This window comes from Rhodococcus sp. ZPP, assembly GCF_017656075.1.
GTDB lineage: Bacteria > Actinomycetota > Actinomycetes > Mycobacteriales > Mycobacteriaceae > Rhodococcus_F > Rhodococcus_F oxybenzonivorans.
In genome coordinates this window covers 1,734,439-1,751,768 of record NZ_CP058638.1, presented here as the reverse complement: position 1 = coordinate 1,751,768, position 17,330 = coordinate 1,734,439, and the positions used below count along the sequence as shown (strand labels likewise).

Annotated in this window: 20 protein-coding genes; 10 read left to right on the top strand and 10 right to left on the bottom strand. The window is 64.7% G+C overall.

Annotated elements, in window-relative coordinates:
- Window positions 1–95: 95 nt before the first annotated feature.
- On the top strand, window positions 96–2,390 hold the full coding sequence (metE, locus tag HYG77_RS08340; protein ID WP_109327742.1) for a 5-methyltetrahydropteroyltriglutamate--homocysteine S-methyltransferase: 2,295 nt from the start codon (window positions 96–98) through the stop codon (window positions 2,388–2,390).
- Window positions 2,391–2,471: 81 nt separating this feature from the next.
- A complete protein-coding gene (locus HYG77_RS08335) occupies window positions 2,472–3,512 on the top strand; it encodes an NAD(P)-dependent alcohol dehydrogenase (protein ID WP_208962387.1) in 1,041 nt (346 codons plus the stop codon).
- 1 nt (window position 3,513) lies between these two features.
- On the opposite strand, the gene HYG77_RS08330 is transcribed toward HYG77_RS08335, so the two are convergent.
- Both HYG77_RS08330 and HYG77_RS08325 read right to left on the bottom strand, forming a co-directional pair.
- Complete coding sequence (locus tag HYG77_RS08330) at window positions 3,514–4,311, bottom strand: SigB/SigF/SigG family RNA polymerase sigma factor (RefSeq protein WP_109327746.1); 798 nt, start codon at window positions 4,309–4,311, stop codon at window positions 3,514–3,516.
- On the bottom strand, window positions 4,308–4,742 hold the full coding sequence (locus HYG77_RS08325) for an ATP-binding protein (RefSeq protein ID WP_109327748.1): 435 nt from the start codon (window positions 4,740–4,742) through the stop codon (window positions 4,308–4,310). The genes HYG77_RS08330 and HYG77_RS08325 overlap by 4 nt, the downstream gene beginning before the upstream one ends.
- 221 nt (window positions 4,743–4,963) lie before the next feature.
- Between HYG77_RS08325 and HYG77_RS08320 the strand changes: the two genes are divergently transcribed.
- Window positions 4,964–5,653: an ANTAR domain-containing protein gene (locus tag HYG77_RS08320; RefSeq protein WP_109327750.1), complete on the top strand. Its 690-nt coding sequence runs from the start codon at window positions 4,964–4,966 to the stop codon at window positions 5,651–5,653.
- Between the two features lie 359 nt (window positions 5,654–6,012).
- Window positions 6,013–6,321, top strand: coding sequence for an STAS domain-containing protein (locus HYG77_RS08315; RefSeq protein WP_244373543.1), 309 nt, complete (start codon window positions 6,013–6,015; stop codon window positions 6,319–6,321).
- A 32-nt stretch (window positions 6,322–6,353) separates the two neighbouring features.
- Here the strand turns inward: HYG77_RS08315 and HYG77_RS08310 are convergent, their stop codons facing one another.
- From HYG77_RS08310 to HYG77_RS08300, 3 genes are all read right to left on the bottom strand, one after another.
- A complete protein-coding gene (locus HYG77_RS08310) occupies window positions 6,354–7,550 on the bottom strand; it encodes a glycosyltransferase (RefSeq protein WP_109327754.1) in 1,197 nt (398 codons plus the stop codon).
- 186 nt (window positions 7,551–7,736) lie between these two features.
- Window positions 7,737–7,892: a DUF6131 family protein gene (locus HYG77_RS08305; RefSeq protein ID WP_201453523.1), complete on the bottom strand. Its 156-nt coding sequence runs from the start codon at window positions 7,890–7,892 to the stop codon at window positions 7,737–7,739.
- Window positions 7,893–7,911: 19 nt separating this feature from the next.
- Window positions 7,912–8,469: a DUF2231 domain-containing protein gene (locus tag HYG77_RS08300; RefSeq protein WP_109327756.1), complete on the bottom strand. Its 558-nt coding sequence runs from the start codon at window positions 8,467–8,469 to the stop codon at window positions 7,912–7,914.
- 121 nt (window positions 8,470–8,590) lie between these two features.
- Between HYG77_RS08300 and HYG77_RS08295 the strand changes: the two genes are divergently transcribed.
- On the top strand, window positions 8,591–8,812 hold the full coding sequence (locus tag HYG77_RS08295) for a hypothetical protein (RefSeq protein WP_109327758.1): 222 nt from the start codon (window positions 8,591–8,593) through the stop codon (window positions 8,810–8,812).
- 15 nt (window positions 8,813–8,827) lie between these two features.
- On the opposite strand, the gene HYG77_RS08290 is transcribed toward HYG77_RS08295, so the two are convergent.
- The 3 genes from HYG77_RS08290 to HYG77_RS08280 are packed head-to-tail and all read right to left on the bottom strand — an operon-like array spanning window position 8,828 to window position 10,780.
- Entirely contained in the window at window positions 8,828–9,688 is an 861-nt protein-coding gene (locus HYG77_RS08290; RefSeq protein WP_109327760.1) for a polyphosphate kinase 2 family protein, read from the bottom strand.
- A gap of 47 nt (window positions 9,689–9,735) precedes the next feature.
- Window positions 9,736–10,041 carry a DUF4873 domain-containing protein gene (locus HYG77_RS08285; RefSeq protein ID WP_208962386.1) on the bottom strand — a complete coding sequence of 102 codons (306 nt, stop codon included), beginning with the start codon at window positions 10,039–10,041 and terminating at the stop codon, window positions 9,736–9,738.
- Between the two features lie 49 nt (window positions 10,042–10,090).
- A complete protein-coding gene (locus HYG77_RS08280) occupies window positions 10,091–10,780 on the bottom strand; it encodes a TetR/AcrR family transcriptional regulator (protein WP_230990209.1) in 690 nt (229 codons plus the stop codon).
- Window positions 10,781–10,971: 191 nt separating this feature from the next.
- On the opposite strand from HYG77_RS08280, the gene HYG77_RS08275 reads away from it, so the two are divergent.
- The 5 genes from HYG77_RS08275 to HYG77_RS08255 all read left to right on the top strand — a co-directional run bounded on the left by HYG77_RS08275 (window position 10,972) and on the right by HYG77_RS08255 (window position 14,624).
- A complete protein-coding gene (locus HYG77_RS08275; RefSeq protein ID WP_208963321.1) occupies window positions 10,972–12,243 on the top strand; it encodes a DUF445 domain-containing protein in 1,272 nt (423 codons plus the stop codon).
- 130 nt (window positions 12,244–12,373) lie between these two features.
- Window positions 12,374–12,880 carry a helix-turn-helix transcriptional regulator gene (locus HYG77_RS08270; RefSeq protein WP_109327766.1) on the top strand — a complete coding sequence of 169 codons (507 nt, stop codon included), beginning with the start codon at window positions 12,374–12,376 and terminating at the stop codon, window positions 12,878–12,880.
- A complete protein-coding gene (tadA, locus tag HYG77_RS08265) occupies window positions 12,873–13,724 on the top strand; it encodes a major lipid droplet protein TadA (protein ID WP_208962385.1) in 852 nt (283 codons plus the stop codon). Before HYG77_RS08270 ends, tadA begins: the two co-directional genes overlap by 8 nt.
- Window positions 13,725–13,797: 73 nt before the next feature.
- Window positions 13,798–14,091, top strand: coding sequence for a DUF2516 family protein (locus HYG77_RS08260; protein WP_109327770.1), 294 nt, complete (start codon window positions 13,798–13,800; stop codon window positions 14,089–14,091).
- A gap of 35 nt (window positions 14,092–14,126) precedes the next feature.
- Window positions 14,127–14,624, top strand: coding sequence for an SRPBCC family protein (locus HYG77_RS08255; protein WP_208962384.1), 498 nt, complete (start codon window positions 14,127–14,129; stop codon window positions 14,622–14,624).
- 121 nt (window positions 14,625–14,745) lie between these two features.
- On the opposite strand, the gene HYG77_RS08250 is transcribed toward HYG77_RS08255, so the two are convergent.
- Window positions 14,746–16,218: an FAD-dependent oxidoreductase gene (locus tag HYG77_RS08250; protein WP_208962383.1), complete on the bottom strand. Its 1,473-nt coding sequence runs from the start codon at window positions 16,216–16,218 to the stop codon at window positions 14,746–14,748.
- A 69-nt stretch (window positions 16,219–16,287) separates the two neighbouring features.
- Window positions 16,288–17,304, bottom strand: coding sequence for a hypothetical protein (locus HYG77_RS08245; protein WP_208962382.1), 1,017 nt, complete (start codon window positions 17,302–17,304; stop codon window positions 16,288–16,290).
- Window positions 17,305–17,330: the final 26 nt, after the last annotated feature.

The following is a 17,330-nucleotide window of genomic DNA, read 5'->3' as shown; positions in this document are numbered from 1 at the left end:
GTGCGCCTTTCACGACCCCGGTTGTGAGAGGCGCACAGGTGCATCGAGTCCGAGACGCTTTCCGCCTCCGGACTGAGCCCAGAAAGGTCGACCGCATGTCCAGCACCGCAACATACGGATCCAGCATCCTGGGGTATCCCCGCATCGGAGCGCACCGCGAACTCAAGCGCGCCCTCGAGTCCTACTGGCATGGCACCAGCACGAAGGCAGAACTCGTCGCCGTCGGGCGGGACCTGCAGGAAGAGACGTGGAGTGAGCTCGCCGCGACCGGTTTGACCCAGGTCCCGGGCAACACGTTCTCGTACTACGACCACGTACTCGACAACGCGCTGCTGTTCGGTGCGGTGCCCGAGCGGTTCGCCGCGCTCGAAAGCGAGCTGGATCCGCTGGACTTCTACTTCACGATGTGTCGCGGCCGGCCCGACTTCCCACCACTCGAGCTGGTGCGCTTCTTCGGCACCAACTACCACTACCGCCAGCCCGAGCTGGACGAGAACACCACCTTCTCCCTGCGTTCGGACACGCTGATGGACGAGTTCGCACGGGCGAAGGCGCGCGGAATCGAACTGCGTCCCGTCGTGCTCGGTCCGGTGTCGCTGTTGCTCCTGTCGAAGGTGGGGCCGGCGTCCCGGCGGCACGGCTTCTCGACGCTCGACCTGCTGGACAAGATCCTGCCGGAGTACGAGCTGTTGTTCGAGCAGCTCGCGAAGGCCGGCGCCACGTGCGTCCAGCTCGACGAACCGTCGTTCACCGAAGACCGCACCCCCGAGGAGCTGGCCGCGCTCGCGCGTGCCTACGAGAAGCTGTCGCACGCACCGCTGCGTCCCCGCATCCTCGTCACCGGGCCGTACGGACACCTGGGTGAAGCACTCGCCCTCCTCGCCGCGACCAAGGTCGAGGCTCTCGGTCTCGACCTGGTCAGCCACCGGATGAGCGCCGATGACCTGGCGAAGATCCCCGGCATTCGGCGCAAGCGCATCTACGCCGGTGTGGTCGACGGCCGCAACGTGTGGAGGGTCGACCGGTATAACACCCTGACGTACCTGAACACGATCAAGGACGTCGTGCCGGATCTCGTAGTCTCGACGTCCACGTCGTTGCTGCACGTGCCCTACGACGTGCTGTCCGAGTACGACATCCAGGGCGACGTGGCGGACAGGCTGGCGTTCGCCAAGCAGAAGGTCGGCGAGGTCGTGTCGCTCGCGAAGGCTCTCACCGAGGGGCCATCGGAGAAGTGGCGCAAGCGCCCCACCTCGGTGCACTTCAAGCTCAAGCACGCCGTGCGTGCGCGGGTCAATGCCATCACGCCGTCCGACCGTGTCCGGGTCCCGTACGAGGAGAGGCGCGTCGCGCAGCAGGAGCGGCTGAATCTGCCCCTGGTTCCCGCGACGACGCTCGGCTCGTTCCCTCAGACGACCGAGATCCGTCAGGCTCGCTACGAGCTGGGGGAGGGACGCCTGGAGTGGGACGAGTACTACAAGCGGATCCAGGCCGAAATCGAGAACACCATCCGGTTGCAGGAAGACATCGGTCTGGACGTGCTGGTGCACGGCGAGCACGAGCGCAACGACATGATCCAGTATTTCGCGGAGCTGCTCGAGGGCTACGCGTACACCCACAACGGCTGGGTGCAGGCCTACGGTTCGCGGTGCACGCGTCCGCCGATCCTCTATGGGGACGTGTCACGGCCGAAGCCGATGACGGTCGAGTGGATCTCGTACGCACAGTCCTTGACGGACAAGCCGGTCAAAGGCATGCTCACCGGTCCGGTGACGATGATCGCGCGGTCGTTCGTCCGCCAGGATCAGCCGTTGTACGAAACGGCGGACCAGTTGGCGTTGGTGATCCGCGACGAGATCGCCGATCTGGAGGCCGCGGGTATAGCGATCATTCAGGTGGACGAGCCAGCCATCCGTGAGCTGCTGCCTCTGCGCGAGGACGGTCGTGAGGCGTATCTCGAGTGGGCTGTCGATGCGTTCCGCCTCGCCACCGGTGGCGCGAAAGCGGAGACACAGATCCACACCCACCTCACCTACACGAGCCGCGCGTCGGTCGTCGATGCCATCGAACGCCTCGACGCGGACGTCACTGCCATCGTGGCCACCCGGTCCATTACCTGGGTGCTCGATGCTCTCAAGGAACGGGCGCTGACTCACGGGGTCGGCCCCGGTGTGTACGAGAGCAGGTCGGCGCGGATCCCCGATATCGACGAGCTGGACGAACTGCTCACCGAGGCCAGCGAATCCGTCTCCCTGGAGCGGCTGTGGGCCAACCCCGACGGGGGTCTCAAGACCCGTCACTACTGGCAGTTGGAACCCTCGCTACGCAATCTGGTGGCGGCCGCGCGGCGGCTCCGCCGCCGGGCCGAGAAAGAAGAACTCGAGGACTGAGTCGATTCGTCCGGGCGGGCCGTTGTCCTCGGACACGGCCCGCCTGGACGCCGAGCGACGCGAACATGTAGGCATGTGTGCATGGTTACCGCCGCCGCATATGCAGTCACGTCCGCTGAGGGCGCCTTCGAAAAGACCACCATCGAACGTCGGGAACTCGGACCGCTCGACATTCTCGTCGAGATCAAGTTCGCGGGCATCTGCCACTCGGACATCCACACCGCCCGCAACGAGTGGGGCGGAACCCACTATCCCGTCGTCCCCGGCCACGAGATCGCCGGTGTGGTGACCGCCGTCGGTTCCGAGGTGACCCGCCACCACGTGGGTGACCGCGTCGGAGTCGGGTGCTTCGTCGACTCCTGCGGTGAATGCGACGCCTGCCGCGCCGGTGAGGAGCAGTACTGCGCGAATCGCGTCACCGGTACCTACAACGCTCGCGGCCGCGACGGCGAGTGGACGCAGGGCGGATATTCGACGCACATCGTCGTGACGGAACGTTTCGTCGTCTCCATTCCGGACGGGCTGGAACTCGACGTCGCGGCGCCGCTGCTGTGCGCCGGAATCACGTTGTACTCACCACTCGCGCACTGGGGCGCGGGCCCGGGCAAGAAGGTAGCCGTCATCGGCATGGGCGGGCTGGGACACGTCGGGGTGAAGATCGCTCATGCGATGGGCGCGGAGGTCACGGTTCTGAGCCAGTCCCTCGGCAAGAAGGAGGACGGGCTGAAGTTCGGGGCCGATCACTACTACGCCACCTCCGATCCGGAGACGTTCAGATCGTTGCGGAGCCGGTTCGACCTGATCGTCAACACGGTGTCGGTGAACCTGGACATCGACGCGTACCTGTCGATGCTCGCGATCAACGGCACCCTCGTAGAACTCGGCCTGCCCGAAAAGCCGATCGAGGTACGCGCGTTCAGTCTCGCCGCCAATCGGCGCAGTCTCGCCGGTTCGATGGTGGGCGGTGTCGCCCAGACTCAGGAGATGTTGGACTTCTGCGCGGAGCACGGCATCGGCGCGGCGATCGAGGTGATTCCGGCGAGCGACATCGATACCGCCTACGACCGCGTCGTCGCCAGCGATGTGCGGTACCGGTTCGTGATCGACGCGGCAACGATCTGACTCACGCCTCGCCGAGCTGATCCCGCAGCGACGCCAGTGTTTTCGCCAGCAGCCGCGAGACGTGCATCTGCGAGATGCCGACGCGGTCGGCGATCTGGGTCTGCGTCATGTTGCCGAAGAACCGGAGCATCAGGACGGTCCGCTCCCGTTCGGGCAGCGACTCGAGCAGCGGGCGCAGGGTCTCGTGATTCTCGACTTCGTCCATCGCGGCGTCGTAGTCACCGATCGTCTCGACCATGGACAGTTCGCCGGACCGCTCGGACGACGTGTTGTCCACGGACACCGTCTGGTAGGCGTTACCGGCGAGGAGGCCCTGTGCCACGTCCTCCTGGTCGATGTGGAGATGTTCGGCCAGCTCGCTGACCGTGGGGGCGTGGCCGAGGGTCTGCGACAACTCGCCCACCGCGAGGCTCAGCGCGAGATGCAGTTCCTTCATGCGGCGCGGTACGCGCACGGCCCACCCGGTATCTCGAAAATGCCGGCGTACCTCGCCCATGATCGTGGGCACCGCGAAGGACACGAAGTCGGAACCACGGGTCACGTCGAACCGATCCACCGAATTGACGAGGCCGAGGCGCGCCACCTGTACCAGGTCGTCGTGCGCCTCGCCTCGCCCGTCGAAACGACGGGCAATGTGCTCTGCGAGGGGGAGACAACGCGTCACCAGGGCGTCGCGGAGAATGCGTCTTTCGGGATCGTCGTCGTCGAGCGCGGCCTTCCGCTCGAACAGTGCTGCCACATCCTGATACTCGTCCGGCCAGCGTGCCGTCTGCCCCCCACCGCGAGTACCGGACGTCACAGAATCGAGCCGTTCTTCACCCTGGTGAATTCCATGGTGGTGACGAATCCCGACGAGGGCGGGTCCAGCTCGTGGCGCATATCGACCGAATCGGTCAGGGCATGGAGTACGTGCCAGCCGAACGAGCGCGGCCCGAGCGAATCAATGGTCGTGGTGGTGCTCGACACGGCCACTCGCAGTGTGCCGTCGAGGTACTGCAGCCGGCACACCAGGACTGCATCGGGCGTCGCGCGGACGATCAATTGGGTGCAGATCTCGTCCATGGCCAGTTTGATGTCGGCGATGGAGTCGAGGTCGAAGTCTTCGTGAATGGCAACGGTGGCTGCCAGGGCGCGTAGTACGGACAGCTGATCGGGCGTTGCTCGCACGCGCAGTTCGACGACGGGATGAGTGTGATCCTGGTCGGGTTCGATTGTCTTGGCGATGGCCATGAGACCTCCGGGTCGGGCGTACCGGGTTGACGGCGGGAGTGTGCCGGCTCGCGGGTGGTGACAAGTCAGGGTAGCGATCCAGGGACACCGCAGGTGGGATACCGCAGAACAACCCCGATCAAACCAGTCCGCGCGGTACGTATGCGCAGGTAGGGTTGGCGCAAAGCGATGAGCGTTCCTCAGGCTCTCGATGGGGCATGTGGTCAGAGGAGACGGGTGGGATGCGGAAGGATCTCCGACGGCAGACTGCGACGAGCGTCGACGCCCCCACGGACGTCGATCCCGTCACCGTGTCGCTCGAGGCGGTACTCCGGCTCCTCGAGACCGAAGACAGTGTCATTGCCCTCCTGAACAACTTGTGCAGGCAGGCGGTTCAGGCATTTCCCGGAGCGGAAATGGCCGGGATCACGCTACTGGGCGCAGCCGGCCCGGCATTCGTGGCCGCAACCTCGGACGAGGTTCTCCACTTGCGCGAGGCCCCGGTGTTCGGTACTGGCGGTAGCTCCCTATCGGTGCCGTTGACCGACGCGACAACACGGGCAGACTCCCGGTCGGGGGATATCGAGACGCTGGGTGCCTTGAACCTGTACGGCAGTCGCCCGCGCGCCTTCGACGACCTCGATCAGTCGGTGCTCGGGTTGCACGTCGACGCGGCGACAGCCGCACTGCGTCAGGTACGACGATGCGAGGAAGCGAGAAGCCTGATCGAACAATTGCGGATAGCAAATGATTCGCGGGCTGTCATCGATCAGGCCAAGGGCATCGTCATGGCGTTGCGGGGAGTAGATGCCGGGGCCGCGTTCGGCGTCCTTGTCGCGCGCTCGCAACAGGAGAACGTGAAGCTGCGTGTGGTCGCCGAGCAAGTGGTGCGCGCCGTCGCGAGACGCGCGCCCGTAGGTAACGCTTTGTAATAGCTCACCTGCGCAGATGTCGGCAAGGGGATCTGTTATTTCCTTGTGACACATCACTGCCGGGAGTAGTCTCGAACCGAGGTTGAACACACAGCCGATGTCGGGAAGCGCTGCCGTAGCAGACGGTGAGAGGTGTCCGAGGTCGGGTTTGTCTGCAGGTGCTCCGCTTCCCCTCTCAATAGTTCGAGATGGGGTGAGCCATGTCTGTTGTTCCACGGGTCCCAGAACCCGAACTGGCCTGTTCGGGCGCGGGTACCGGCGTCGACTACACACCGAAAGTAGTCCTCGCAGCGGTCGATACCGTTCCGACACGCTGTGCGAGTGCGAAATTCTCTTCCGAGCGAATAGGTTCAGGAGTGATGGTTCTCGGAGTGCGCGGTGACATCGACCTGTTCAGTGCGCCCGTGTTCCACGAGTACGTCTGCACCCAGATCTCGCCGGAGGGGCAGTTCATCCTCGACATGTCCAAGGTCGACTTCATCGGGACGGCAGGACTGTCGGTCCTCGACAGCGTCCACGCATCGAACCTTCGGGACGGGCGGCACTGGGCAATGATCTGCGGGCGCCCGCTCTATCGGTTGTTACGGGCGGCGGGTCAGGAATCGAGTTACCCGTGCTACCCCTCGGTCGACAGCGCGCTCGGGGCGTGGCACGGAAGAACCGCCTGACGGCAGATCCTCGGCCGGAACCGGTGCGGAGATCAGTGCGCACCGGTTCGACTCGTGCGCGGGGGAGCGGAAACGCAACGTCCGTACGCGCGAAGTGTGTCGGTGGCGACTCGATCCCAGGAATACCGTGCGCGGGCACGGTCGCAGCCCGCCATGCCGAAACCCGCACGCAGCGCATCATCGTCGAAGATTTGCCGTAGTGCCTCGGCCAGTCGCACCGGATTTCGGGGTGAGATCAGCCGCCCGGTGATTCCGTCGACCACCGTGTCCCGCATGCCGCCGACCGCGGAAGCCACCACCGGGGTGCCGCAGGCCATCGCCTCCAGGGGGACCATGCCGAATGGCTCGTACCACGGGGTACACACCACAGCGTCCGCGGAGCGCAGCAGGGAGGGCACGACGTCGTGCCGAACGTGGCCGACGATCCGTACCCTGTTGCTCACCTTGCTCTCACGCGCGAGAGCCAGCAGTCGCATCGCCTCCGGATCGTCGGCGACCCGCTCGGCGGCCGGTCCGCCCGCAATGACCAGTTCGGTATCGGGAAGATGGGTGAGCGCGGCGATGGCGGTGTCGTAGCCCTTGCTCGGCGCCAGCCTGCCGACCATCACGATGCGATGACGCATCCCCTTGTCGTCGGCGCGACCGTCCGGAGTGAATTCCGCGACGTCGACACCGGAAGGAACCACCGATGTTCGGGACCGCGGCAGACCGAGGTGGGCGAGTTCGAAAACCTCGTCGGTACACGTTGCCACCACCCGGGTGGCTCCGCGGGCGATCAACTGCTCGAGGTGAACTCGGTTGGACTGGCTCGTCATCGGACGCTGGAACCGCTCCTCGACCACGCCGAGGGCGTGGAAGGTCTGCACAGTGGGGATGCCGAGGAGGCGCGCCGCGAGCTGCGTCGCAATACCCGACATCCAGTAGTGGGCGTGAACGATGTCGGGCCTTTCGGCCTCCCATTCGTTCTTCAGGAAATTGCCGAAACCACCCATCAGGGGCAGTATTTCGGCTTCCGGCATCGGCCGGGGCGGGCCGAGGGGCACCTGCACGACCGTGTATCCGCCCGGCATGGTGAAGCGGTCCGGGAGGGTCTCGTCGGCGCGCCGCGTGTACACGGTGACGTCGTGGCCCTCGCGGGTGAGGGCAGCGGACAATTCCGCCAGATGGATGCTTTGACCGCCTCCGTCGCCGTCCGAATCGGTCAGCGGACCCGCGTTGCCGGAGACCATCGATATTCGTAACCGCCGGGCGGTGACGAGAGGCGCGGTTCTGATCGGCTGACCGACGCAGGAGTCGGGTCTCGGCTGGCGATGAGTGGCGGTCATGCCAGGGGATTCCCGAACTGTGGGTTTGTAAACCGACCGGCTCGCACTCTGTCACAAGACAGGGTTCACGGGACCGGTCGGTGTCGCGATCTAGTACCAGTGGCGCCTGCCGCCGACAGCGCGTCCGGTGGAACCGAGGATCCACAGCACCGCGCCGATCACCAGGAGAATGATGCCGAGAACCCAGAGCCAGTTGAGATTGGCCAGCCATCCGATCAGGAGCAAGATCAACCCGAGCACGATCATGACGTTCCTCGTTTCTTCCTCATCCTCTCGACGCGGGAAGCGTGTCCGCTGATGGACTGCGCTCCACGTCGCCGACTCCTGCGCCCATTGCGTAGGTCAGATGTCCGCCCAGCGTTCCGCCGACGCCGACCGCGAGGAACCCGGCGACGCTCAGCGCGACAGCTTGCGCGTCGGTACCGCGGCGGCGGCGCAGGAACGACGCGGTGAAGGCGGCGATTCCCAGCGCATTCGCCCCCGCGTGAATGAGGCCGACGCGGCGTTGCGTCGCATCGCGTTCGGCCCAATCCACCCAGCCGGTCGTGAGGGTGGGTACTGCCGAGAGGAGACCGAATCCGATCAACCGTCTGGCGGCGACGTGGTCGCGCAGCACGGTGTCCAGGACCAGGGACCCGGACCAGGCGCCGATCGGGACGGTGACGAGCACGGGATGCAGCGGGTGGCCCAACCAGGAACCCCGCAGAACTTCACGGGCTCCGGTGCCGCTGAGCGTGCCGGCGATCCTGCGCTGCAGCAGTGCGCTGACGTTGTCGAGGAAGTCGGCGGACTCCGTCTTGCGTAACAGACCGGGTACGTTCATTCGGCTCGATTACCCCGGCCGGACGGCGCGAAACCCCCGTTGATGCCACCGAGACATCTTGTCGCCGATTGCGGTGCGGCGTAGCGTCGGGAACAGATTCCACCAGGTGAGGTGAGTACTGATGAAACTCAATCTCTTTGCCGCGTGGACAAGCTTCGCGCTCGTCCTGTTCGCGGTGGTCTGCATCGCCGGGTTCCTCGTCGCTGCCGGATCCGGTGAGGGCGGCTGGGCGGTGATCGCCGGTTCGTTGTGCGTCGTCGCCCTCGCAGCAGCAATGGCGCTGTACGGCGGCACAGTGCGCCACGATCACCGGGTGCATCACGACACGCCGCACCTTTTCTGAAGCGACCGCGTTCGCCTACGACTCCGCGAGTCGGCGCTTCTCCGTGTCGACGTCGAAATCAGGTTCCGGCCATTCGAGGCGGAGGCGTTCGAACGCGTCGATCAGTAGCTCGGTGACCGCAATTCTGCTATACCACTTCCGGTCACACGGAACCACATACCAGGGCGCGTCCTCGGTGGACGTCTTGTCGAGCATCGCCTGGTAGGCGTCTTGATACGCCGGCCACAACTTGCGCTCGGTCACATCGCCCGGGTTGTACTTCCAGTACTTGTCCGGGCGCTCCAGTCTCTTCTGCAGCCGCGACTTCTGTTCGTCGAGGGAGACGAACATGGCCACCTTCACCAGGGTGGTGCCGGTGCCGAGGAGTTCCTTCTCGAACTGATTGATCTCGTCGTAGCGGCCGCGCCACACGGTCTCGGGAACGAAGCCGTGTACGCGCACCACCAGGACGTCCTCGTAATGGGAGCGGTCGAAGACGCCCAGTTGCCCACCCCGGGGCAGCGCCTTCGTGACCCGCCACAGGTAGTGGTGCCGCTTCTCCTCGTCGGTGGGCACCCCGAATGCCACGTGATCGACACCCTGCGGATCGACGTGCCCGATGACGTGACGAACCATTCCGCCCTTGCCCGCGGTGTCCATGCCCTGAAGGACGAGCAGCACCGAGCGGTTGTCGCCGGATCGGCCGTTGGCGTAGAGCTTCTCTTGCAACGAGGAGAGGACCGTTCCCCGTTCGTGGAGGGCGCGCTTCCCGTCGATCTTGCTGCTGACGAATCCTGGTGTGCTCCGACTGTCGAGATCAGCGATCTGCATGCCGGGACGGAAGCGCAGCGCTTCGGCGGCCGGTGTCTCCCACAACCCTGCTGCGTTGTCTGCCATCTACGAACAGTGCCACAGTCGGGGGCTTCGGACAGGCGAACTCGGCTTCACACTCGGCTGAAGGGTGGCGGGGTGACCCCGTCGATGAGGTGGCTACCCCACAGGTCCACACCCGTGATCCTGGCGGTGGCGGTACCTTGCGGTCCCGTGATCCGTAACTCCGTGCCGGGGGAGAGGTCGGCGTCCTCGCCCAGGGCGTCCGTCAGCGTGCGTACCCGCCCGTGCCAGACGTAGCGACCGCTGATGGGTTCGAAGTTCCCTGCGAGCTGGACCTGGACCGTCACGGCGGGTAGTGCACCCACCACGACCTCGGCCGGCCCGCGGTAACCCTCTTCTTCCTCGGAGTCGTTCATGACCCCGAGTTTACCTGTTACTTCTGGTTACACAATATTGAGTGGGTGTCTACTCGTCGGCCGTGGGAAGCAGCGGGTGCGGTGCCGCGTTGAATCGCGCAGGGGAACCGTTGAAGGCAGCGATGCCGGCGATGCCTCCCCAGGTCATCATCGTCAGGTAGTTGATCAGATCCTCCACTGACATCGATCGGTTCGAGATCCACCAGTGGGTAGCCAACTGGACACCGCCGACGATGCCGTACGCCCACGGCACCGAGCCTCCGGAATCCATCTCCATCTGACGCAGTCGCTCGCCGAGCACCGTCGAGAGGACCTCCGCGATCATCCGTTCGGAATCGGCCACCGTGTCCCGGCCCGGCCCCGAACCGTTCGACATGATGTACAGATACACTTCGGGATCGGATGCGACCGTCTCCACGTAGGCGGTGATCGTGGCGCGGGTGAGTTCGAAGTCGTCGAGATCTTCGCCGATGGCCTCGTAGATCCGGGGTGCCAGCGTGGTTTCCACGTAGCGGGCCATGGTGGCATTGGTGAGATCGCTCTTGTCGGCGAAGTACCGGTACAGCACGGTCTTGGAGACGCCGATTTCCGAGGCGATCTCATCCATGCCGATGTCGCGTCCACGCAGGCGGATGGCGGCGATCGTTCCGTCGACGAGCTCCTCCCGGCGCGCGATCTTGTGCTCACGCCAGCGGCGCTTGCGGCCGTCAGGCTTGGTCGCCTTTTCCAGCTTCGTCATCGACTCCGTCACCTGCTCGGCATCCTTCAGGTCGTCATTCGCCACTGAGCTTGTTCACATCCGTTTCGTGTCGCAATTCTTCTCCCAGCTTAGTGCTCGTGTGTTGTCGGCTCGCACAATGCTGTCTGTGCAGCTCGCTCGTCACTCCTTTGCGAAGCGCCGCGTCATCGACCTTCGGCACAATGGCAACTGTGCACCAATTGAGTCTTTCTGCTTTCGACGACGGGGAGAAGCGGCGCGATCTCCGCAAGATGAAGACCGTGGCGACGGGTTTCCTCGTGTTCGCCACCGTGGTCTACCTCGTGTGCCGGTGGCAGGAATCGCGCGGTGCGGGGGAGTGGGTCGGCTACGTGCGAGCCGCGTCGGAGGCCGGAATGGTGGGCGCGCTCGCCGACTGGTTCGCCGTCACGGCACTGTTCCGCCATCCCCTCGGCCTGCCCATTCCGCACACGGCGATCATCAAACGGAAGAAGGATCAGCTCGGTGCCAGCCTGAGCAGTTTCGTGGGGCAGAACTTCCTGGCTCCCGAAGTGGTGGCGGCCAAGGTCCAGGCCGCCCAGATCCCGCTACGGCTCGGCACCTGGATGGCGCAGCCGAAACATGCCGCGCGAGTCGCCGCCGAGACAGCGACCGTCCTGCGCGGACTCGTCGAGGTGCTGCGCGACGAGGACGTGCAGCAGATCATCGACAGCACCATCGTGCGCAGGCTGGCCGAGCCGGAATGGGGGCCGCCGATCGGACGGGTACTCGGTGAACTAATCCGCGAAAACCGTCAGCTGCCGATCCTGGACCTGCTTGCCGAGCGCGCCCACCAGTGGGCCCTGGGAAGCCAGGAAACGATCGACCGCATCGTCACCCGCGACTCGCCGTCCTGGTCGCCCAAGTTCGTCGACCTGATGCTCGGCGAGAAGATCCACCGTGAGCTGGTCGAATTCACGTGGAAGGTGCGCTCGAACCCCGAGCACGAGGTCCGTCAGGCGGCCAACCGCTTCCTCGTCGACTTCGCCGACGACCTGCAGAACGACCCCGTCACGATGGAGAAGGCCGAAAAAATCAAGGCCGAAATCATGGGTCGCGAGGAGGTGACCGGGCTCGCCGCCGCCACCTGGAAGGTCGCCAAGCGCCTCATCATGGAGTCCGTCGACGATCCGGGCAGCACGCTGCGGACCAAGGTCGCCGAGAACGTCGTCCAGATCGGCGAACGACTGCGCGACGACGACGAGCTGAGACTCAAGGTCGACGGGTGGGTCATGGCGGGCACGCGATACGTCGTCGACAACTACACCGGCGAGATCACCGGGATCATCTCCGACACCGTCGAACGCTGGGATGCCGAGGAAGCGAGCAAGAAGATCGAACTGCAGGTGGGACGGGACCTCCAGTTCATCAGGATCAACGGCACGGTGGTCGGTTCGATCGCCGGGTTACTGATCTACACGGTCTCCTCATTGATGTTCGGCTGACCGCCGGTTGATGTTCCGCTGACCGCCCGGCACCCTGTGGCGAGGGCTACGTGCTCGCTGCTAGCAGAGCGCTTGCAATTGCTAGCACCGTCTCTTACACTCGAAATTGCCCAGCAATTCGGGAGGACTGATGGCCAGCGATGACCGCGAGGCAGCCGGTGCAGGAGATGTGGCCGCTCGCGTAGTCAGTAACGCCGCACACGACATCGGTGGCTTCATTCGCGCACAACGTGAAGCCGCGCAGGTCTCGATGCGACAACTGGCGCAACTCGCAGGCGTCAGTAATCCGTACCTGAGTCAGATCGAGCGCGGGTTGCGCAAGCCTTCGGCCGAAGTGCTGGCGCAGATAGCGAAGGGTCTCCGGGTGTCCTCGGAGGTCCTGTACGTCCAGGCGGGGTACCTCGAGCAACGACCCCACGGTCCTGTTCGCGACGCCCTGCTTGCGGATACGGCCATCACCGAGCGGCAGAAGCAAGTGCTGCTCGAGATCTACGAGTCCTTCTGTCGTGAGAACGACTCGGCAGAATCCGCCGAATCCAGGATGTCCGAGGTTCGGACCCACGAACCACATCGGTCCGGACCCGAGACGCCGGAACCCGACCCCCCCAACGTTGAACAGGAGATAGCCGATGACTGACCAGAAAACCATCGACAGCGTCAAGACCTCGCTGTACGCAGCCGTAGGTGCCGGTGACGTCGTGGTGCAGGCCGTGGCCGACGTCGTCGCCCAGGTCCGGTCGCGCGCCGAGACCACCCAGGATGATGTCGAGGAGCGCGTCGGTGGCGCCCGCGAACGCATCGCCGGTCTGCAGGAAGAGGTCACCGAGGGTGTCGAGCACCTCCGCGAGCGCCTCGCGGGCCTGCCGTCCGAGCTGCCCGAGGAGCTCGCCGAGCTCCGCGAGAAGTTCACCGCCGACGAACTGCGCAAGGTCGCCGAGGCTTACCTGAAGGTTGCGTCCGACCTCTACACCTCCCTCGCGGAGCGCGGCGAGGATGCAGTCGAGCGCATCCGCAAGCAGCCGGTCGTCGAGGAGGGTCTCGGTCGCGCCGAATCGGCCTTCGGTGACGCCGTCGAGCTGACCGAGGAAGCTCTCGGCACCGTGGCACGCCAGACCCGCGCTGTGGGCGAGCAGGCCGCGAAGCTCGCCGGCCGCGCGTCCGTCCGGATCTCCGACACCGCCGAGGGCGTCGGCGAAGCGATTGCCGACGCCGGCGACGAGGCCGCGATTCGCGTTCTCGACCTGGGCGACCAGGCCGAAGAGGTCTCGAAGGAGGCTGCCGATCGTGTGAACGCTACGGCTGCCGACGTCCAGGCCCGCGCCGACAAGGCAGCGCCGGCCAAGCACGCTGCCCCGGCGAAGAAGGCGACCCCAGCCCCGGCCCCGGCCAAGGCTGCTCCGGCCAAGGCTGCTGCAACTCCGCCCGCGCCCGCCAAGAAGACGGCTCCGGCCAAGAAGACGGCTCCGGCCAAGAAGGTCTGACCTTTTCGCGCTCTCGGCCCCCGCACTTTACGGTGCGGGGGCCCTTTGCGTCTTCAGCTCGTAGTATGAGCGTGTGATTCAAGTTGACGGCATCGTCTCGGTGATCTTGTTGGTGATTCGCATCGTCGCCCTCGGCGGCGCGGCGTTCGCCCTGTTTCACGCTGCTCGCCAGCGCAAAGACGCCTTCACGGCCGTCGACAAGCTGAGCAAACCCATCTGGCTGAGCATTCTCGCCGTGGCATTCCTCGTGCTGCTGCTGTTCCCCGCGGTGCAGCTGTTCGGCATCGTCGCGGTGGTGGCAGTCTGCGTCTATCTCGTGGATGTCCGGCCGCGGGTGGACGACGTCCAACGCGGACCCCGCTGGTAGTTTGGCAAACTGCTCGCGTGCGTTAGGCTCGCGTGATGGCCACGCCCACCACGGTCGAGCAGACGCGGGCTATCCCGATCACATGCGCGCAAGCATTCGACGGGACCCTGTCGATCCCACTGGATGCGATCTTCTCCCGCCGCTACGCCCTTCTGCCGCCCATCAAGCAGGTTCGCGGACAGGACGGAATCTGGGGCCGGGTCGGACAGTCGCGCACAGTGGTCACCACGGACGGCGGAACGATGCGCGAGGTGCTGACAAATGTCGATGCCCCACACTCGTTCAGTTACCTGCTCAGCGACATCACCGGCCCACTGCGGCCGCTGGTTGACAGCATCGACGGAACCTGGGAGTTCGTCCCATGCGGGACCGGGACCAGAATCACCTGGCGATGGGTCCTGCACCCGAGGGGCCCTGGGACACTCGTCATGCCGCTGATCGCCTCGATGTGGCGTGGCTACGCACGACAGGCACTGGAGGTGCTGTCCGAGCAACTGCTCATGCCGGAGTCCACCGAGCGCACGCCGGACTGACGCTTCGTTCCGTCATCACTGGCGGGCAGTGTGCGCCTGAACTTCAGCCGGCCCCGGCCGGACACAACGTCGGTTGCAGAGGTTCGATCGGTGAATTCGCATGTGGAACTGATGGTTACGACTACCTCAGTGGGCCGCAGCGAACATCGAATCGCTCACGCACAGTGTCCAGGGTGTGGCGGAGGTGATCGCGTCCGCGGCGGTGGGTGAGCAGGAACCGCGTTGTTCCGATCATGCGGCGTGGCCGCGGGTACCAGCGATCGAGATCGAGTCCGCAATCGAGGAATACCTTGTTGGGCACACTGTCGACGATGAGACTGAGGTTGTGCATGGTGAGCGATCCGAGCGTATAGGGAAATGCCGCCTTCGACTTCTTCCGTAGATCCGGCGCGTCGAGTTCATACAGCGGGAGGTCCTGGATCTTGTCCAAGAACAGTAGGTGGGTCAGGAAGTATCCCACGTACGACGTCAGATGTAATGTGGCAGAACGCGGTTGAATCGACAGGACCGCACCGCTGTCGGAAACGTATGGCTCGTAGGGGTTCTCGTTGCGCAGCAGGTATCCGGTGCAGTTCACTATCCAGCTGCCCGGTTGAATTGTCTTCGCTGAGCCGCTGCGGAATATTAAGTCGGTGTCGCCGTTGCGGTCGACGGCATCCACGACGTGATCCATGATCACCTCGTTCAGCCCGGCGGCAATCGTCCTGTTCTCCGATTCGGACAGCAAGCCCAGCAGGTAGTTGCCTGCGGTGGGGGTCAACCAGGTGCCGTAGGTAGTGCGGAACCAGGTCGCGACATCGGTCTCGTTGGTCCCGTCGAAGCGCCGACCCAGTTCCGTGAAGATGCGGGTCACGGGCGTGCCGCCCCACCATCGTCGGCCGCCGGTAGGGAACAACCGGTCGCGGTTCGAAAAGAAGGTGCCCGAACCTGCCACTAGGTTCACTTCCCGACCGGGGTATTCCGTGACCAGCGTGTGAGCGGTGTCCATCGCGGTTTTTCCGCCGCCCACGACCCACACGGGGGCGTTGCTCGCCCGCATGTCGTCCCCTCGCATGTCGCAGAAATCGGGTGATACCGACAGGACGCGCGCGCTGGAGATCTCGAGCGGGTCGTTGGGCACGACTCCAAAACCGCCGGCTTTGATCAGGCGCTTCGCCTCGACGACCATGACCTGGCCGTCCGACGATGTGCAGATGACGCGCACGATCCCACCTGACTCGTCATGCGACTCGAGCGTCCAGCCGAAGTACTCGTCCACGTGCACTCGTTGCTTGACAACGTCGAGGCAGTGTTCGAAGTGGGTAAGCACCTCCTCCTTTGTTGCCAGATAGGAGCGATCCTGGCCGAGCGTCCACTTGATGTTGCCGGCGGTGAACAGGCCATGCGGTTGGTGCAGTCGCACATATGCATAGGTGTCGACCCACATGCCGCCGGGGCGATCGCGGCGGTCGACCAGGACGATCTTCTGCGAGGGAGACAAGTATCGACTGGCGACGAACAGGGCATTGACTCCGGCGATGCCGGCACCGACGATGCAGACGTCGCAGCGCTCTACCCGCACGGACGTCTCAGCCGACGCAGCACTGTATGTCACCGCAACCTCCTGGGGACTCTTCAATGCTAGCGACCCCGGGCGGTTCCGAGAATTGCTCCGCTGGGTCGTTCACCTCCTCGAAGGTGAACCCAAGTTCGTGATCTCTGTTGGCTTTTTGCGTCGCGGGATGGTCGCCGAGTTCGCGGCGGACACAGTGGTGGATTCGGTCTGGGTGGTCTTCTGCCGGCACATGTGAGTGAAGGCGACGAAAACCTCGAGTATCTCGGCGGATGTCCATCCGCGGTTGTTCGTGAGGGCTTCGTGCGGGACATGCGGGACATCGGTATCCATGCCGGCGGGGGTGAGGCCGTCGATGTTGTGCAGGTTCGGTGGAGTGTCGCTTCCGGGTGGGCTGAGTTCAGCTTCCGCGGTGGGGAGCGGCAGGTAGACGTGGTTGAGGTATCGGTATGCCCCACCTGGACGTGGCTCACCGTCGTTGCCGAGGAATTCTGCAAGTTCGGATGCCGATACGAGTTGGACGGAGAGAAGGGTGTCGTGCTCGATTTTCCACAGGAGGACGAGCCCGCCTTCGGGTCGGGCGAGGTACGCCACTCCGGAAGGTGAGGGCAGGTTCTCGGGCGTGACGCTCACTTCGGCAGAAGTCTCCCTGCCCGCGAGGATGTGGGCTGTCATTTCCTCGGAGGCGTAGTACGCGTGCCGGTCGGCGGTAGCTGCGCTGGTGCACCGATATGCGTCGTACATTCCCAGCATCGTGTGCTCTTCCATGGCGCCGATGGCGGACCCTTCAGGTCCGAAGCAGAAGTAGCGCTCGGTATTGACCAGCAGTGATTCAGCTGATTGACCGTGAAATTTGCACCACCACGCAAGAGTGGTGCCGATCGTTCGGGTGGCGCGGAACTCTTCGAACTCAGGCACTACCCAGGCGAATGGCTCGAGGTGTTCGACGACAGGTGTGGCAGCGTCGTCGAGAGCGTCCAGCAGCAGCGGCATCTGTGCCGGTTCCAAGTCGGCCAAAGCCTGTTGTGCCTGTCGACGCATCGGCAGACCGTGTCGGAAATGCTCACCCGTCACGAACGGCCCAGCGAAGTCCTCTTCGGTCCTGTTCCGACGTAATGCGTTACTCATCGTTCCACCCTCGAATCTGTGTTGGC

What these genes read in the sequence shown, in the direction of transcription:
- metE (WP_109327742.1), top strand. Translation starts at nt 96, where the DNA reads ATGTCCAGCACCGCAACATACGGATCCAGCATCCTGGGGTATCCCCGC.
- HYG77_RS08335 (WP_208962387.1), top strand. Translation starts at nt 2,472, where the DNA reads ATGGTTACCGCCGCCGCATATGCAGTCACGTCCGCTGAGGGCGCCTTC.
- HYG77_RS08325 (WP_109327748.1), bottom strand. Translation starts at nt 4,742, where the DNA reads ATGGCCATCGCCAAGACAATCGAACCCGACCAGGATCACACTCATCCC.
- HYG77_RS08320 (WP_109327750.1), top strand. Translation starts at nt 4,964, where the DNA reads ATGCGGAAGGATCTCCGACGGCAGACTGCGACGAGCGTCGACGCCCCC.
- HYG77_RS08315 (WP_244373543.1), top strand. Translation starts at nt 6,013, where the DNA reads ATGGTTCTCGGAGTGCGCGGTGACATCGACCTGTTCAGTGCGCCCGTG.
- HYG77_RS08310 (WP_109327754.1), bottom strand. Translation starts at nt 7,550, where the DNA reads ATGGTCTCCGGCAACGCGGGTCCGCTGACCGATTCGGACGGCGACGGA.
- HYG77_RS08305 (WP_201453523.1), bottom strand. Translation starts at nt 7,892, where the DNA reads ATGATCGTGCTCGGGTTGATCTTGCTCCTGATCGGATGGCTGGCCAAT.
- HYG77_RS08300 (WP_109327756.1), bottom strand. Translation starts at nt 8,469, where the DNA reads ATGAACGTACCCGGTCTGTTACGCAAGACGGAGTCCGCCGACTTCCTC.
- HYG77_RS08295 (WP_109327758.1), top strand. Translation starts at nt 8,591, where the DNA reads ATGAAACTCAATCTCTTTGCCGCGTGGACAAGCTTCGCGCTCGTCCTG.
- HYG77_RS08290 (WP_109327760.1), bottom strand. Translation starts at nt 9,688, where the DNA reads ATGGCAGACAACGCAGCAGGGTTGTGGGAGACACCGGCCGCCGAAGCG.
- HYG77_RS08285 (WP_208962386.1), bottom strand. Translation starts at nt 10,041, where the DNA reads ATGAACGACTCCGAGGAAGAAGAGGGTTACCGCGGGCCGGCCGAGGTC.
- HYG77_RS08280 (WP_230990209.1), bottom strand. Translation starts at nt 10,780, where the DNA reads ATGACGAAGCTGGAAAAGGCGACCAAGCCTGACGGCCGCAAGCGCCGC.
- HYG77_RS08270 (WP_109327766.1), top strand. Translation starts at nt 12,374, where the DNA reads ATGGCCAGCGATGACCGCGAGGCAGCCGGTGCAGGAGATGTGGCCGCT.
- tadA (WP_208962385.1), top strand. Translation starts at nt 12,873, where the DNA reads ATGACTGACCAGAAAACCATCGACAGCGTCAAGACCTCGCTGTACGCA.
- HYG77_RS08255 (WP_208962384.1), top strand. Translation starts at nt 14,127, where the DNA reads ATGGCCACGCCCACCACGGTCGAGCAGACGCGGGCTATCCCGATCACA.
- HYG77_RS08245 (WP_208962382.1), bottom strand. Translation starts at nt 17,304, where the DNA reads ATGAGTAACGCATTACGTCGGAACAGGACCGAAGAGGACTTCGCTGGG.